Raw genomic sequence first — 13,049 nt, forward strand, 5'->3', positions numbered from 1 at the left:
GGCTTGTGAAAGACGTTCGTCCGTTACGCACAGCCGTCAACAGGAGGGCAAAAAAACTGTGGTGAGACCGCTTTCCTACTTTCATCTTCATCTGATTTCTGATGCGACCGGAGAGACTCTCCTCGCGGCGGGCCGCGCGGCGGCGGCGCAATATGCCAATGCGCGTGCCATCGAGCATATCTATCCGCTGATCCGCACCGAAAAGCAGCTGCGCAAGGTTCTCGAAGGCATCGATGCGGAGCCTGGCATCGTGCTCTATACAATCGTGGACCAGAAACTGGCGGCGATCATTGACGAATCCTGCGCGGAAATGGGGGTCCCCAGCGTTTCCGTGCTGGAGCCGGTGCTCAACACGTTTCAATCCTATCTCGGTGCGCCCGCGCACCGCCGCGCCAGTGCGCAGCATGTCCTCAATGCCGATTATTTCCGGCGGATTGACGCGCTCAATTTCACGATGGAGCATGATGACGGGCAATTACCCTATGATATAGAGGAAGCTGACGTCATTCTGGTCGGCATTTCACGCACATCCAAGACGCCGACGAGCATTTATCTCGCCAATCGCGGCATCAAGACCACCAATGTTCCCATCGTGCTTGGCATTCCACTGCCGGAAGTCCTGTTCACAACCAAAAGGCCGCTGGTCGTCGGGCTGGTCGCCACCGCCGAACGGATTTCGCAAATCCGCCAGAACCGGCCGCTCGGCAATGTGCCGTCGCTGGATACCGGGCTTTATACGGACCGCGTTTCCATCTCGGAAGAACTGGCTTATGCGCGTAATATATGCAATCGGCACGGCTGGCCGATCATAGACGTGTCGCGCCGGTCGATCGAGGAAACCGCGGCGGCTATCCTCGCTTTGCTGCGCGAAAAGACTAACAGAAGGGATTTCGACCATGACTGAACTTATCCTTGCCTCCAAAAGCCCTTTCCGTTCGGCCTTGCTGAAAAATGCCGGCATCGCTTTTTCAACGGCAAGCGCGGAGGTCGACGAGCGCGCTGTCGAAGCCCCGCTTTACGAAACGGGCGCCACGCCGGAAGAGGTCGCGCAGGTTCTGGCCGAGGCGAAGGCGCTCGATGTGAGCGAGAAGAACCCCGGCGCGGTGGTGATCGGCTGCGACCAGACCCTGTCGCTCGGCGACAAGATTTTCCACAAGCCCGCCGATATGGAGGCGGCGCGCCGCCAGCTCCTGAAATTTTCCGGCATGACCCACCAATTGAACAGCGCTGTCGTGCTGGCGAAGGATGGCAAAACCCTGTGGCGTCACGTTTCGATCGCTCGCATGACGATGCGCGATCTCGATCCCGGTTTTGTCGGGCGTTATCTCGGCCGCGTCGGGGACACTGCCCTTTGCAGCGTCGGCGCCTATCAGGTGGAGGGGCCGGGCATCCAGCTCTTTGAGAAGATTGATGGCGATTATTTCACGATTGTCGGCCTGCCGCTCCTGCCGCTGCTCGACGAACTGCGCAAGGAAAAACTGATCGATGGCTAAGAAGGCATTTGTCACCGGCTTTCCGATAAAACACTCACGCTCGCCGCTGATCCACGGTTTCTGGCTCGCCGAACTCGGGATAGACGGTTCCTATGAGGCCATAGAAGTAAAGCCGGAGGACTTTGCCTCCTTCGCTTCCTCACTGGCCGAAAACGGTTTTGCCGGTGGCAATGTCACCATTCCGCACAAGGAAGCAGCCTTTGCTGCCGTGGAAAGTCTGGACGAGGCGGCCAAAGCCATCGGCGCGGTCAACACGCTCTGGCTTGAGGGCGGCAGGCTTCACGGCGGTAATACGGATGCCTACGGTTTTGCCGCCAATCTCGATGCGTCGGCTCCCGGCTGGGACAATGCCGACAGCGCCCTTGTCCTGGGGGCCGGTGGCGCAAGCCGGGCAATCGTTCATGCGCTCCTGTCGCGCGGCTTTGCGAAAGTCGCCATCGTCAATCGCACGGTGAGCCGGGCAGAGGATCTTGCGGCCCATTTCGGACCGCGTGTCGCGGCGCATGGATGGGATGCGGCACAGGACCTCGTTTCCGATGCCGGACTGATCGTCAACACCACATCGCTCGGCATGAGCGGCCATGATGACGGGGAAAAATTCCCGCTCGATCTTGGCAAGGCGTCGCCAAAGGCAGTCGCTACCGATATCGTTTATGTGCCGCTTCAAACGCCGTTTCTGAAAAAGGCCGAAGAAGCCGGACTGGCAACCGTGGACGGGCTTGGCATGCTGCTGCATCAGGCCGTTCCGGGTTTTGAGCGCTGGTTCGGCAAAAGGCCGCAAGTGACGAAAGCCCTGCGTGAGCATATTCTGGCGGATATGAAAAAGGCTGGTGCTTTATGATCGTGCTCGGACTGACCGGCTCCATCGGCATGGGAAAAACAACGGCGGCGAACATGTTCGCCGAAGCCGGCGTGCCAATCTATAGCGCCGATGATGCCGTGCATCGGCTTTATTCCGGTCGCGCGGCCCCGTTGATCGAGGCTGCTTTTCCGGGCGCGGTGGAAAACGGTGCGGTCAACCGGGACAAGCTTTCCGCCGCCGTCATTGGAAAACCGGAAGCCCTGAAAAAGCTGGAGGCTATCGTCCATCCGCTTGTGCGTGAGGAAGAAGAAGCCTTTCGCCGCGAGGCGGAAGAAACTGGCGCGGCCCTGGCGCTGATCGACATTCCGCTGCTTTTCGAAACCGGCGGCGACAGGCGGGTGGACAAGATCGTGGTCGTCTCCGCGCCCGCCGAGGTGCAGCGCGCCCGCGTACTTGCAAGGCCGGGCATGAGCGAAGAAAAGCTCGACGCCATTCTCGCCCGCCAGACGCCGGACGCCGAAAAGCGCGCGCGCGCGGATTTCATTATCGATACGAGCGGGAGTTTCGACAATCTGCGCCGCCAGATTACCGAAATCGTCGCGGAATTAAGTGGAAAGCCTGCGGTCGCGACCGAATAGCGGCAGCCGCTGTGCTATAGCTGTTCAACATATTTCCCGAGAGGTTCTTCAATGCGTGAAATCGTTTTCGATACGGAAACCACCGGTCTGGAAAGGCTTGAGGACCGTGTGATCGAAATCGGCGGCGTGGAACTGATCAACAAGTTTCCCACAGGCCGCAGATTCCACAAATACATCAACCCGCAGGGACGTCAGGTTCACCCCGAGGCGCTTGCGGTGCACGGCATCAGCAATGAGCAATTGCTGGACAAGCCGACATTCGCGGAAATTCTGGACGAGTTTCTGGAATTTTTCGATGGCGCGAAGCTCGTCGCGCATAATGCCATGTTCGACCTTGGCTTTATCAATGCGGAACTGGCACGGCTGGGAAAGGCTGAAATCCAGGCGGAACGCATCATCGATACGCTGGCGCTGGCGCGCCGCAAGCACCCGATGGGTCCGAACTCGCTCGATGCGCTGTGCAAGCGCTATGGCATCGAAAACGGCCACCGCACCCTGCACGGCGCCTTGCTCGATTCCGAGATTTTGGCGGAAGTCTATATTGAACTGATCGGCGGCAAGCAGACGGCGCTCGGCCTCAGCATCGGGGGAACGACGAGCGGCAGCAATACCGGGGATAGCGGCGCGGGCATCATCCTTGCTGCGCGTCCGAGACCGCTTGCACCGCGCATTACGGATGAGGAACGCGCGGCTCACACGGCACTTGTGGCCAAGCTCGGCGACAAGGCCATCTGGAAGAAATATCTGTCTTAAAAATTCCGCCCGAATGAAAAAAGCCCGGTCGAACCGGGCTTTTTGCTTCATGAAGTTTGCGATCAGCTTTTCACAGCGGCTTTGGCCTGTTCTTCGGCCATGCGGGTCTGGAACATCTGCGCGAAATCGATCGGGTCGATCATCAGCGGCGGGTAGCCGCCGTTGCGCGTTGCGTCTGCGATGATCTGACGTGCGAACGGGAAAAGGAGACGCGGGCATTCGATGAACAGAAGCGGCAGCATGTGCTCCTGCGGGATGCTCTGAATGCGGAACACGCCGCCATAGACCAGCTCGGTGTTGAAAAGGACGTCCTTGCCGTCGACGGCCTTGGCTTCCAGCGTCAGCACGACGTCGAAATCCGTTTCGGACAGCGGATTGGCGTTGACGTTGACATTGATGTTGATGGACGGTGCCTTCTCGCGCGGGCGCAGCGACAGCGGCGCGCCCGGGCTTTCAAAGGACAGGTCCTTCACATATTGCGCCAGAATGTTGAGGGACGGCTCGGCCGTCGCGCCATTGCCGTTCTTTACTTCGCCCGCGGCCTTATCGCTCATTATCGGTATGCCTTCTATCGGTGATTGAGATTTTTGCGCTTCCGGCGCAGCCTGTGCGCAAGCTGCTCCGAAAGGTCGAAGTGTTTGGCTAGCATGTGCGCGAGCATGAGGCAAGAAAGGCTTTTTAGGTTAGTATTTGTGCATTCAGCGATCGTCACTTGCCAGATTTATCGTCGGGCCGGGCGGTATAATCTTCAGGATCGAGATCAATGACATGGTCCTGGCGCGGATTGTGGCCGGGGCGCTGCTGCCCGTAACCGTCCGAATAGCGTGCCGACGTGGCGACGACCATGCGGCCGCGCATGAATTTTTCCCACATGACATCGCGAATGAACGGAACGAACAGCAGAATGCCGATGGCGCTGCTCACAAAGCCGGGCACGATCAGCAGGATCGCCGCCAGAACCAGCATGGCGCCATGCACCACTTCGCGATCCGGAACGCGCCCGGCCGCAGTTTCGGTGCGAATGCGCTGCAAAAGCCCGATGCCCTGCACGCGCAGGAGGAAAAAGCCCAGCATCGCGCTCAGGATAACCAGGCCGAGGGTCGCGAAAACGCCGATCTTGCTGCCGACGATGACGAAACCGGCAATTTCGATGAAAGGCATCGCCAGCAGGACGAGAGGGGCGAAAGAGGAGGACACGGAGGTTACGACCTTTGTTGTTTGGTTCCGGGGTTCAGTCTAGCCTGAATTGTAACTTTTTAAGGTTCGGAACGAAATTGAAACTGTCTGTCATGCAATATCAAATAGGTACGCATGATCGGGATTTGAATGATGACGTAAGCCGATCTATATGTATGAGATATAAATGGCAGCGTATCCCGAAAAATGCGAAGCGGTTTTCGGAAAAAGATGCGCGTAAGGACAAATGGATAGAGCATTTCCAATGGTTCACTCAGAACGGGAAACGCTCTGGGGATAGGAAAGGCGAAACGCCGGTTCCTTCAATTAGCGGCAGGCGGCATGGAATTTTTTGATTTTGGCACGATATTCTTCTTCATCGCAGCGGTGATCATCTTTCTCCAGCTGAGGAATGTTCTTGGCCGTCGTACCGGAAATGAAAAACCGCCCTTCGATCCGTACACGTCGGCACGCAGTGCCGATGTTGCACCAGCGAACAGCGAGACGGACAACGTCGTCTCCCTTCCGCGCCGGACGGGCGAAAAGGATTTTACCGCTATCGACAAGGCGGCTCCTCTTGGCACACCCGTTAATGACGGCCTGCGCGCGATTTACGCTGCCGATTCGTCGTTCGATCCCGCCGGTTTCGTGGACGGCGTAAAGATCGCCTATGAAATGATTGTGATGTCCTTCGCTGACGGGGATCGCAAGGTTTTGAAAAACCTTCTTTCCAAGGATGTCTTCGAGGGCTTTGTTTCAGCGATCGACGAGCGCGAAGCCCGCGGCGAAAGCGTGCGTTCGTCCTTCGTCGGCATCGACAAGGCGGAAATCACCGGCGCCGAGATGAAGGGATCGGAAGCGCATGTGACGGTCAATATCGTCAGCCAGATGATTTCTTCCACCTATGACAAGGAAGGCAAGCTTATCGACGGCGATGCGGACAACGTGCTCGAAATCAAGGATTTGTGGACCTTTGCCCGCGATACCCGGTCGCGCGATCCGAACTGGAAGCTTGTAGCGACCGAAGCGGAAGATTAAGAGAAAACATATGAATCGGGCCGCTGACCCCAGCGGCCTTTTTGTTTGTGTATGATTGACGGATACGGCGATGAACGGCTTGGCGAGGATTTTGCGCCCGGTGGCCTTTTCGGATTGTCCGGGCTGGGACCGGGACGATCAGTCTGCTGCATTCGCCGCATTTCGCCGTTCGGCCGATTACGCTGCCCGCCAAACCTACAAGAGCGGGAGTCTTGGCATCCGTTTCGGAGCGCTGGCGCCGATCTTTGCCGCCGCGCGCGCCCTCGACAATCCAGACCGGGCGGAAGCGCGGGGTTTTTTCGAACAGAATTTTCTCCCCTGCCGCATCGTTCCCGATCAGGGAAACGGCTTTGTGACCGCATTCTATGAACCGGAGATCGAGGCCTCGCTTCAGGCGGACGACCAGTTCAAGGTGCCCTTCCTGCGCCAGCCGGACGACCTCGTGAAAGTCACGGACGAAAACCGCCCGATGGGCCTCAATCCGTCCTTTGCCTTTGCGCGCCAGACGGAAAACGGTCTGGCGGAATATGACGACCGCCGAATGATCGAACGAGGCAGCCTTTCGGGCCGAGGGCTGGAAATCGCTTTCGTCGCCGACCGGGTCGATGCTTTTTTCGCGCATGTGCAGGGCGCGGCGCGCCTGAAACTGCGCGATGGCGGCTTGCTGCGCGTCACCTATGCGGCTAAATCCGGCCACCCGTTCACAGGCATTGGCCGCATTCTGGTCGCCAATGGCGAAATTCCGGCCTCGGAAATTTCCATGCAGACGATCCGCCGCTGGCTGGCCGGACATCCAGACCGGGCCGATGACCTCATCTGGCGGAACCGGTCCTATATTTTCTTCCGGGAAGCGCCGGTGGATGACCCAGACGCCGGTCCGATTGCCGCCGCAAAAGTTCCGCTGACCGCCGGGCGTTCGCTGGCCGTCGACAGATTGCTCCATACGTTCGGGACGCCGATCCACGTCAGCGCGCCGACTGTGACCGTCTTTGACGGCGAGCCTTTTGAACGGCTGATGATCGCGCAGGACACCGGTACGGCTATCGTCGGCCCTGCCCGGGGCGATCTTTTCGCCGGGTCGGGCGATGCGGCGGGCGAGATTGCGGGCGGCGTCAAGAACGATGCCGAATTTTACGCGCTGGTGCCGCGTACCCTGCTGGGGACTTAAATGGCGCGCGCGACCGACAAGCCGGAAAAGGACTATCTGCGGCCCGAAGACCGCATCTTATGGGAAACGGTCGCCAAGACCGCAAAGCCGCTGGTAAAGCCGAAGGCGAAACCGGACGCGCTTCCCGATTTCAAGACATTGATGGCGGAAGAAGAAAAGCGCCCGGCCAAGGCGAAGGTTCAGCCTGCGATGGAGGCGAGCAAGCCGAAGAAGGGCTTGTCGGCGCTCGGCGAAATGCAGGTTCAGTCGCTCGACAAGCCGACACATCGAAAAATAGCGAAAGGCCGCGTCGATATTGAAGCCCGCATTGACCTCCATGGTCTTACGCAGGGCGAAGCGCACGGCCTGCTCTACGGATTTCTGGTCAGCGCCCATGCGCGCGGCCTGCGTCATGTCATGGTCATCACCGGCAAGGGCCGTTCGTTTGGCAGCGAAGGCATTTTGCGGCAGGCGGTGCCGCACTGGTTTTCCACGCCGCTGTTCAGGCTTCTGGTCAGCGCCTATGAGGATGCGGCGCGTCACCATGGCGGGCATGGCGCGCTTTATGTCAGGCTTCGCCGCCAGACCCAGAACACGGCACAGCAGATATTGCCTGGAGGAAACAGGCTGCGATGACGCCATTTGGAATACGCTTGCGGGAATTACGGGAAGAACGTGGTGTGACGCAGAAGGATATGGCTGCGGCGCTCCGCGTTTCCCCGGCCTATCTGTCGGCGCTGGAACACGGACGGCGCGGCCAGCCGACCTGGGACCTGCTTCAGCGCATCATTACCTATTTCAACATTATCTGGGACGAGGCGGAAGAGTTGCAGAACCTTGCCGCCGTGTCGCATCCGCGTGTGGTGATCGATACATCGGGCCTGTCGCCGCACGCGACGGAGCTTGCCAATCTTCTGGCGCGCAATATCCGCATCATAGATCGCGAAACGATCAAACACCTGAGCGAGGAAATCGAGGCGGCACGCAAGCGTCGCCGGGGAAACAGGCCAGCAGGTTGAAGCGCTTCTCCGTCTGTCCAGGCTGGATGATCTTTGATTTACTTAAAATAAGCCGCGCAATTCGTCCAATTTGGAATTGACCAGCCAGCCATAGTAATTTTCCTGCGGCAGTAGGGGTTCCTGGCCGTCTGCCTTTCGCCTGGCGTTTTCGTTGGCCAGGGCCCGCGCGCGCGCTTCCGCGCCGCCGGTATTGTAGAGCGTGGCGGTGAGGCCCGGATTCTTCGAAATGTCGAAATCGGCGATCTGTCGATAGGAGTTGATCGACTGTTTCAGCGTTGCCGCGATGTAGGGCAGCGTCAGGTCGGGGTCCATGATGGTCTTGTAGACGGCATTGCCGTCTTCGGCATTAAGCTTGGGTAGGCCGGAAACACGGTTCACCATGTCCGACATCTGCAAGGCCGTCAGCGGATTGATCTGACCAAGGCCGAATGTCTGGCCCGCATAGAAAGGCTGGAAGAACACCGCGCTGAAGCGGTTGTTGGGATAGGCGTTGCCGCCGACCGACTTGCCGCGGAAGCTTTTATTCCACACATTCTCGCGGCAGGACCACAGCGAATAGCTGTCCTTGTGCTTCAGGCAATCGGCAAATTCAGGCCGCTTGATGAACTGGCCGATGCTCTCGCCATCATAGCCGAAGCTGACTCCCTGATTCACATAGGACATGGCCTTGACGTAATAAGTCTGCAGCCGGTCATAGACGTCGACATTATAGGTGTGCTCGCCGACGATCGCGCCGACAATGTGGATGGGATCGATGCCGTAGGCTGCTGCCGTGGAACGGATCTTGGAGCGTAGCGCAGCATCCTTTTTCAGCAGACCGTAGATCTTCTGATATTTCTTCTCGTAAGTCGTGCTCAATTCACGCGTGCGCTTGGCGGATGCGCCGGGGATCGGCGGCTGTTCCGCATTGCGATTGCCGGGTGGAACAAGGGTCGCCGCTTGCGCGCTCTGGCTGGCTACAATGAAGGCAAGGCAAAGGCCAGCAAAGCGGTTCAGTGATCTGGTCATTGTGCGGAAACGGCCCCAATATGGTGAATATCTGGTAAATTTGCCGGAAAATAGAAAACCCCCCGATGCAAGTCGAGGGGTTTTTGCGCAGTCGTTGAAAGTGGCCGGAAGCCGTGGCTTTACTGCCACTTAAATGCAAGCGCTTTTAGAGGATGAAGCGCGAAAGATCGGTATTCTTGGCAAGTCCGCCGATCTTGTCTTTCACATAGGCCGCATCAATTGTGAAGACCGCACCGGTCTTGTCGGGAGCGGTGAACGAGATTTCATCCAGAACCCGTTCCATCACCGTTTGCAGGCGGCGCGCGCCGATGTTTTCAACCGTCGCATTCAGATCGACGGCGATATCGGCCAGAGCGTCGATGGCGTCATCGGTGATTTCGAGCTTCACCTCTTCCGTCGCCATCAAGGCGATATACTGCTTGATCAGGCTTGCTTCGGTCTCCGTCAGGATGCGACGGAAGTCCTCACGCGTCAGCGCGTTGAGTTCCACGCGGATCGGCAGGCGGCCCTGAAGCTCCGGCAGGAGATCGGACGGCTTGGAGACGTGGAACGCACCTGATGCGATGAACAGCACGTGGTCCGTCTTCACCGGCCCGTATTTGGTCGCGACCGTGGTGCCTTCAACCAGCGGCAGAAGATCGCGCTGCACGCCTTCCCGCGACACGCCCGCACCCATGCCGCCTTCCCTCGAGGCGATCTTGTCGATCTCGTCGATGAACACGATGCCCTCGTCTTCGGTGACGCGAAGCGCTTCCTGCACGATCTGGTCCTGATCCAGAAGCTTGTCGGATTCGTCGTTGATCAGGATCGGATAGGAATCCTTCACCGTTGTCTTGCGCGTCTTGGTGCGCCCGCCCATCGCCTTGCCCAGCATGTCGGACAGGTTCATGACGCCGATATTGGCGCCCGGCATACCCGGAATCTCGAAGCTCGGGCCGGAGCCGGTATCGGCGACCTCGATTTCGATTTCCTTGTCGTCGAGCTCGTTATTGCGCAGCTTCTTGCGGAAGCTGTCGCGGGTTGCGGGGCTTGCCGTCTTGCCGACTAGCGCATCCAGCACGCGTTCCTCTGCATTGAGATGCGCCTTGGCCTTCACGTCCTCGCGGCGCTTTTCGCGCACCAGCGTGATGGCAACCTCGACGAGGTCGCGGACGATCTGCTCGACGTCGCGGCCCACATAGCCGACTTCGGTGAACTTGGTCGCTTCCACCTTGACGAAAGGAGCACCGGCGAGCTTGGCGAGACGGCGGGAAATTTCCGTCTTGCCGACGCCGGTCGGTCCAATCATCAGGATATTCTTCGGCATGACCTCCTCGCGCATCTGCCCTTCAAGCTGCTGGCGGCGCCAGCGATTGCGCAAGGCGATGGCGACGGCGCGCTTGGCGTCGTTCTGGCCGATGATGAAACGGTCGAGTTCGGAGACGATTTCACGGGGGGAGAAGTTACTCATGTTTTATAACCCACTTTGCCACTGCTTGATGAACTCGAACGGATGCAGCAGCATGATCACGTTGAGCGTAAGATTGTCGCGGATGACGATCAGCGCCAGAATTTCCATAAACAGCGCGATGGCGACGGTGATTTTGGTTGGCAGCCTGGCTGCGATCAGAAAGCCGAGCGCGGCGGCGAGCGTATCGGAAACCGAATTCACGATGCTGTCGCCGAAATAGTCCACCGAGGACGTATTGGCGCGATAGCGTTCGATGATGAAATTCGAATTCTCGACCAGTTCCCACAGGGCCTCTATGCCGACCGCAGCTGCAAGCCTCAGACCGAGCGGGGCTTTGGGTGAGATGACCGTGAACAGCCAGTAGAACAGAAAGCCATGGATGATATGCGACAGCGTATACCAGTCGGATATATGCTGCGAATTTTCGGTCATCAGCGAACCGGACCATAATTTTATGGTTCCGCATTCGCACATGGCAATCCGCCCGTCGAGATAGAGCCAGAAGGCTTGTACCGCGACTATGGCGAGAACGATCAGGGCGCCCAGGCCCCAGCGTTGCGCATTCGGTTTTGAGGCCTGCGCCAGCGAGCTCATTCTGCGTCCAGGCTTTCCACGAGGATATTGTGGTTGGTATAGATGCAGATATCGGCGGCGATCTCCATCGCCTTGCGGGCGATTTCCTCGGCCGACTTGTCGGTGTCTATCAGCGCGCGGGCGGCGGCCAGCGCATAATTGCCGCCCGAACCGATGGCCATAACGCCATGTTCGGGTTCAAGCACGTCGCCGGTGCCGGTCAGCGCCAGCGTCACCTTGCTGTCGGCAACCAGCATCATGGCTTCCAGCTTGCGCAGGTAGCGGTCGGTGCGCCAGTCCTTGGCAAGTTCGACCGAGGCGCGCATCAACTGGTCGGGATATTGCTCCAGTTTGGCTTCAAGGCGTTCCAGCAGGGTGAAGGCGTCGGCGGTGGCCCCGGCAAAACCGGCAATCACATTGCCCTTGCCGATGCGGCGAACTTTGCGCGCATTGCCCTTCATCACGGTATTGCCCAGCGAGACCTGTCCGTCACCGGCGATGACGACCTTGCCGCCCTTGCGCACAGTAACGATGGTCGTGCCGTAAATTGTCGTGGGATGATGTTCGATCATGGATGCTCCTTTGGCGACACATGCAATCCCGGAAGGCAATTGCAGGTGCCCCTTCATCTGTTAGAGAAACAGGTTCGGCCAGCCGTCGGCGGATGAATCGTGCTTCGCTGAGAATATTTAAGAACGTGCGGACGAATTGCAAATGCCGAATTGCAGCTCGCGAAACCGGCAAAAGGAATTGGCAAAGTGGGCAAGCTGTTCTAGAACCCCTCCAAGCTACAGGATGAGGAAAGCTTATGACTGCTGAAAGCACCCGCAAGGCAAGCATCGAACGCTCCACGAAGGAAACGAGCATTGCTGTTTCAGTCGATCTGGATGGCGTCGGCAAGTTCGACATCACCACTGGCGTGGGCTTCTTCGATCATATGCTGGAGCAGCTTTCCCGACATTCGCTGATCGATATGCGCGTGATGGCCAAGGGCGATCTGCATATCGATGATCACCACACGGTCGAGGATACCGGCATTGCGCTCGGTCAGGCCATTGCCAAGGCCTTGGGCGAACGTCGCGGCATCGTGCGCTATGCCTCAATGGACCTCGCCATGGACGATACGCTGACCGGCGCGGCCGTCGACGTGTCGGGACGCGCCTTTCTGGTCTGGAACGTCAATTTCACCACGGCCAAGATCGGCACGTTCGACACCGAGCTGGTGCGTGAGTTCTTTCAGGCTTTCGCGATGAATGCTGGCATCACGCTGCATATCAACAATCATTACGGCGCCAACAACCACCATATTGCGGAGTCGATCTTCAAGGCGGTAGCCCGGGTTCTGCGCACGGCGCTGGAAACCGATCCGCGCCAGAAGGATGCAATCCCCTCCACCAAGGGCTCGCTGAAAGGCTGAGTGATGGCGCAATTCGTCGTTCTTGAACCGGAAGATACTCAAGCAATTCCCGGAAAAGTGGGAACCGGTTTTCCGTCTGGAACTGCGATGCAAAAAAGCCTTGAGCAAACCGTGTTCGTGCGCGACGGATTCCATGTTCTGGGACTGCTGTTGCCCTTCGTCTGGCTGCTGGCGCAGCGTCTGTGGTTCGAAGCCTTCGCTGTGTTGGGCGTCACGATCTTGCTTGGTCTCGTTGCGACCCACTTCGGCATTAACGGCGCGGTGCCTCTTCTAACCCTGTTCATGTCGCTCTTCGTCGCGCTGGAAGGTGTCGACTGGAAGATCGCCAAGCTCAGGCGCCAGGGTTTTGTTGAAAAGGCGGTCATAGACGCGTCCGATCTGGAAGAAGCGGAAATCCGCTATTTCCACGGCCTCGAAGATGCGAGCCAGCCTGCCCCCGCCTGGACCACCGACTGGACTCAGGCACCCCCTCGTTCCACTTATTCCTCATTTGGCTCAACGATCGGATTCGTGGGTCATCGCGGAGAAAACTGAA

General features: G+C 58.5%; 17 protein-coding genes. 11 read left to right on the plus strand and 6 right to left on the minus strand.

The window, feature by feature from the left end; translation table 11 throughout:
- Positions 1–58 precede the first annotated feature (58 nt).
- The 5 genes from F9K78_RS13375 to dnaQ are packed head-to-tail and all read left to right on the plus strand — an operon-like array spanning position 59 to position 3,686.
- Positions 59–904: a pyruvate, water dikinase regulatory protein gene (locus F9K78_RS13375; protein ID WP_121986867.1), complete on the plus strand. Its 846-nt coding sequence runs from the start codon at positions 59–61 to the stop codon at positions 902–904.
- Positions 897–1,493, plus strand: coding sequence for a Maf-like protein (locus F9K78_RS13380; RefSeq protein WP_121986866.1), 597 nt, complete (start codon positions 897–899; stop codon positions 1,491–1,493). The genes F9K78_RS13375 and F9K78_RS13380 overlap by 8 nt, the downstream gene beginning before the upstream one ends.
- Positions 1,486–2,334 (plus strand): shikimate dehydrogenase, encoded by an 849-nt coding sequence (locus F9K78_RS13385; RefSeq protein ID WP_121986865.1) that lies wholly within the window; start codon positions 1,486–1,488, stop codon positions 2,332–2,334. Before F9K78_RS13380 ends, F9K78_RS13385 begins: the two co-directional genes overlap by 8 nt.
- Positions 2,331–2,933 (plus strand): dephospho-CoA kinase, encoded by a 603-nt coding sequence (gene coaE / locus F9K78_RS13390; RefSeq protein WP_121986864.1) that lies wholly within the window; start codon positions 2,331–2,333, stop codon positions 2,931–2,933. Before F9K78_RS13385 ends, coaE begins: the two co-directional genes overlap by 4 nt.
- A 51-nt stretch (positions 2,934–2,984) precedes the next feature.
- Positions 2,985–3,686 (plus strand): DNA polymerase III subunit epsilon, encoded by a 702-nt coding sequence (gene dnaQ, locus F9K78_RS13395; protein WP_121986863.1) that lies wholly within the window; start codon positions 2,985–2,987, stop codon positions 3,684–3,686.
- A gap of 62 nt (positions 3,687–3,748) precedes the next feature.
- Here the strand turns inward: dnaQ and secB are convergent, their stop codons facing one another.
- Both secB and F9K78_RS13405 read right to left on the minus strand, forming a co-directional pair.
- A complete protein-coding gene (gene secB / locus F9K78_RS13400) occupies positions 3,749–4,240 on the minus strand; it encodes a protein-export chaperone SecB (protein ID WP_121986862.1) in 492 nt (163 codons plus the stop codon).
- A gap of 154 nt (positions 4,241–4,394) precedes the next feature.
- Positions 4,395–4,883, minus strand: coding sequence for an FxsA family protein (locus F9K78_RS13405; RefSeq protein WP_121986861.1), 489 nt, complete (start codon positions 4,881–4,883; stop codon positions 4,395–4,397).
- A gap of 321 nt (positions 4,884–5,204) precedes the next feature.
- Between F9K78_RS13405 and F9K78_RS13410 the strand changes: the two genes are divergently transcribed.
- The 4 genes from F9K78_RS13410 (at position 5,205) to F9K78_RS13425 (ending at position 8,066) form a co-directional block, all read left to right on the plus strand.
- Positions 5,205–5,900 carry a Tim44/TimA family putative adaptor protein gene (locus F9K78_RS13410; RefSeq protein ID WP_121986860.1) on the plus strand — a complete coding sequence of 232 codons (696 nt, stop codon included), beginning with the start codon at positions 5,205–5,207 and terminating at the stop codon, positions 5,898–5,900.
- Positions 5,901–5,970: 70 nt separating this feature from the next.
- The gene (gene mltA / locus F9K78_RS13415; protein WP_121986859.1) at positions 5,971–7,068 is read left to right on the plus strand and encodes a murein transglycosylase A; all 1,098 of its coding nucleotides are present in this window, start codon (positions 5,971–5,973) and stop codon (positions 7,066–7,068) included.
- Complete coding sequence (locus F9K78_RS13420; protein WP_121986858.1) at positions 7,069–7,683, plus strand: Smr/MutS family protein; 615 nt, start codon at positions 7,069–7,071, stop codon at positions 7,681–7,683. It abuts the gene before it with no gap.
- Positions 7,680–8,066, plus strand: coding sequence for a helix-turn-helix domain-containing protein (locus F9K78_RS13425; RefSeq protein WP_121981211.1), 387 nt, complete (start codon positions 7,680–7,682; stop codon positions 8,064–8,066). Before F9K78_RS13420 ends, F9K78_RS13425 begins: the two co-directional genes overlap by 4 nt.
- Positions 8,067–8,108: 42 nt before the next feature.
- Here F9K78_RS13425 and F9K78_RS13430 read toward each other — a convergent pair whose 3' ends face one another.
- The 4 genes from F9K78_RS13430 to hslV all read right to left on the minus strand — a co-directional run bounded on the left by F9K78_RS13430 (position 8,109) and on the right by hslV (position 11,669).
- The gene (locus tag F9K78_RS13430; RefSeq protein WP_121986857.1) at positions 8,109–9,074 is read right to left on the minus strand and encodes a DUF1402 family protein; all 966 of its coding nucleotides are present in this window, start codon (positions 9,072–9,074) and stop codon (positions 8,109–8,111) included.
- A gap of 145 nt (positions 9,075–9,219) precedes the next feature.
- Positions 9,220–10,524, minus strand: a complete 1,305-nt coding sequence (hslU, locus tag F9K78_RS13435; RefSeq protein ID WP_121981213.1) for an ATP-dependent protease ATPase subunit HslU — start codon at positions 10,522–10,524, stop codon at positions 9,220–9,222.
- Positions 10,525–10,527: 3 nt separating this feature from the next.
- Complete coding sequence (locus F9K78_RS13440) at positions 10,528–11,118, minus strand: DUF2585 domain-containing protein (RefSeq protein ID WP_121986856.1); 591 nt, start codon at positions 11,116–11,118, stop codon at positions 10,528–10,530.
- The gene (gene hslV, locus F9K78_RS13445; RefSeq protein WP_121981215.1) at positions 11,115–11,669 is read right to left on the minus strand and encodes an ATP-dependent protease subunit HslV; all 555 of its coding nucleotides are present in this window, start codon (positions 11,667–11,669) and stop codon (positions 11,115–11,117) included. Before hslV ends, F9K78_RS13440 begins: the two co-directional genes overlap by 4 nt.
- A 236-nt stretch (positions 11,670–11,905) precedes the next feature.
- Between hslV and hisB the strand changes: the two genes are divergently transcribed.
- Positions 11,906–12,514, plus strand: a complete 609-nt coding sequence (gene hisB / locus F9K78_RS13450) for an imidazoleglycerol-phosphate dehydratase HisB (RefSeq protein WP_112586829.1) — start codon at positions 11,906–11,908, stop codon at positions 12,512–12,514.
- A gap of 3 nt (positions 12,515–12,517) precedes the next feature.
- Positions 12,518–13,048, plus strand: a complete 531-nt coding sequence (locus F9K78_RS13455) for a DUF2628 domain-containing protein (protein WP_121986855.1) — start codon at positions 12,518–12,520, stop codon at positions 13,046–13,048.
- The last annotated feature ends 1 nt before the right edge of the window (position 13,049 follow it).

Origin of the sequence: Brucella pseudintermedia, assembly GCF_008932435.1 — a bacterium.
GTDB lineage: Bacteria > Pseudomonadota > Alphaproteobacteria > Rhizobiales > Rhizobiaceae > Brucella > Brucella pseudintermedia.

Coding starts and splice junctions, on each gene's coding strand:
- hslV (WP_121981215.1), bottom strand. CDS start 11,669: ATGATCGAACATCATCCCACGACAATTTACGGCACGACCATCGTTACT.
- F9K78_RS13410 (WP_121986860.1), top strand. CDS start 5,205: ATGGAATTTTTTGATTTTGGCACGATATTCTTCTTCATCGCAGCGGTG.
- hisB (WP_112586829.1), top strand. CDS start 11,906: ATGACTGCTGAAAGCACCCGCAAGGCAAGCATCGAACGCTCCACGAAG.
- hslU (WP_121981213.1), bottom strand. CDS start 10,524: ATGAGTAACTTCTCCCCCCGTGAAATCGTCTCCGAACTCGACCGTTTC.
- F9K78_RS13455 (WP_121986855.1), top strand. CDS start 12,518: ATGGCGCAATTCGTCGTTCTTGAACCGGAAGATACTCAAGCAATTCCC.
- F9K78_RS13430 (WP_121986857.1), bottom strand. CDS start 9,074: ATGACCAGATCACTGAACCGCTTTGCTGGCCTTTGCCTTGCCTTCATT.
- F9K78_RS13380 (WP_121986866.1), top strand. CDS start 897: ATGACTGAACTTATCCTTGCCTCCAAAAGCCCTTTCCGTTCGGCCTTG.
- mltA (WP_121986859.1), top strand. CDS start 5,971: ATGAACGGCTTGGCGAGGATTTTGCGCCCGGTGGCCTTTTCGGATTGT.
- coaE (WP_121986864.1), top strand. CDS start 2,331: ATGATCGTGCTCGGACTGACCGGCTCCATCGGCATGGGAAAAACAACG.
- F9K78_RS13440 (WP_121986856.1), bottom strand. CDS start 11,118: ATGAGCTCGCTGGCGCAGGCCTCAAAACCGAATGCGCAACGCTGGGGC.
- dnaQ (WP_121986863.1), top strand. CDS start 2,985: ATGCGTGAAATCGTTTTCGATACGGAAACCACCGGTCTGGAAAGGCTT.
- secB (WP_121986862.1), bottom strand. CDS start 4,240: ATGAGCGATAAGGCCGCGGGCGAAGTAAAGAACGGCAATGGCGCGACG.
- F9K78_RS13420 (WP_121986858.1), top strand. CDS start 7,069: ATGGCGCGCGCGACCGACAAGCCGGAAAAGGACTATCTGCGGCCCGAA.
- F9K78_RS13425 (WP_121981211.1), top strand. CDS start 7,680: ATGACGCCATTTGGAATACGCTTGCGGGAATTACGGGAAGAACGTGGT.
- F9K78_RS13385 (WP_121986865.1), top strand. CDS start 1,486: ATGGCTAAGAAGGCATTTGTCACCGGCTTTCCGATAAAACACTCACGC.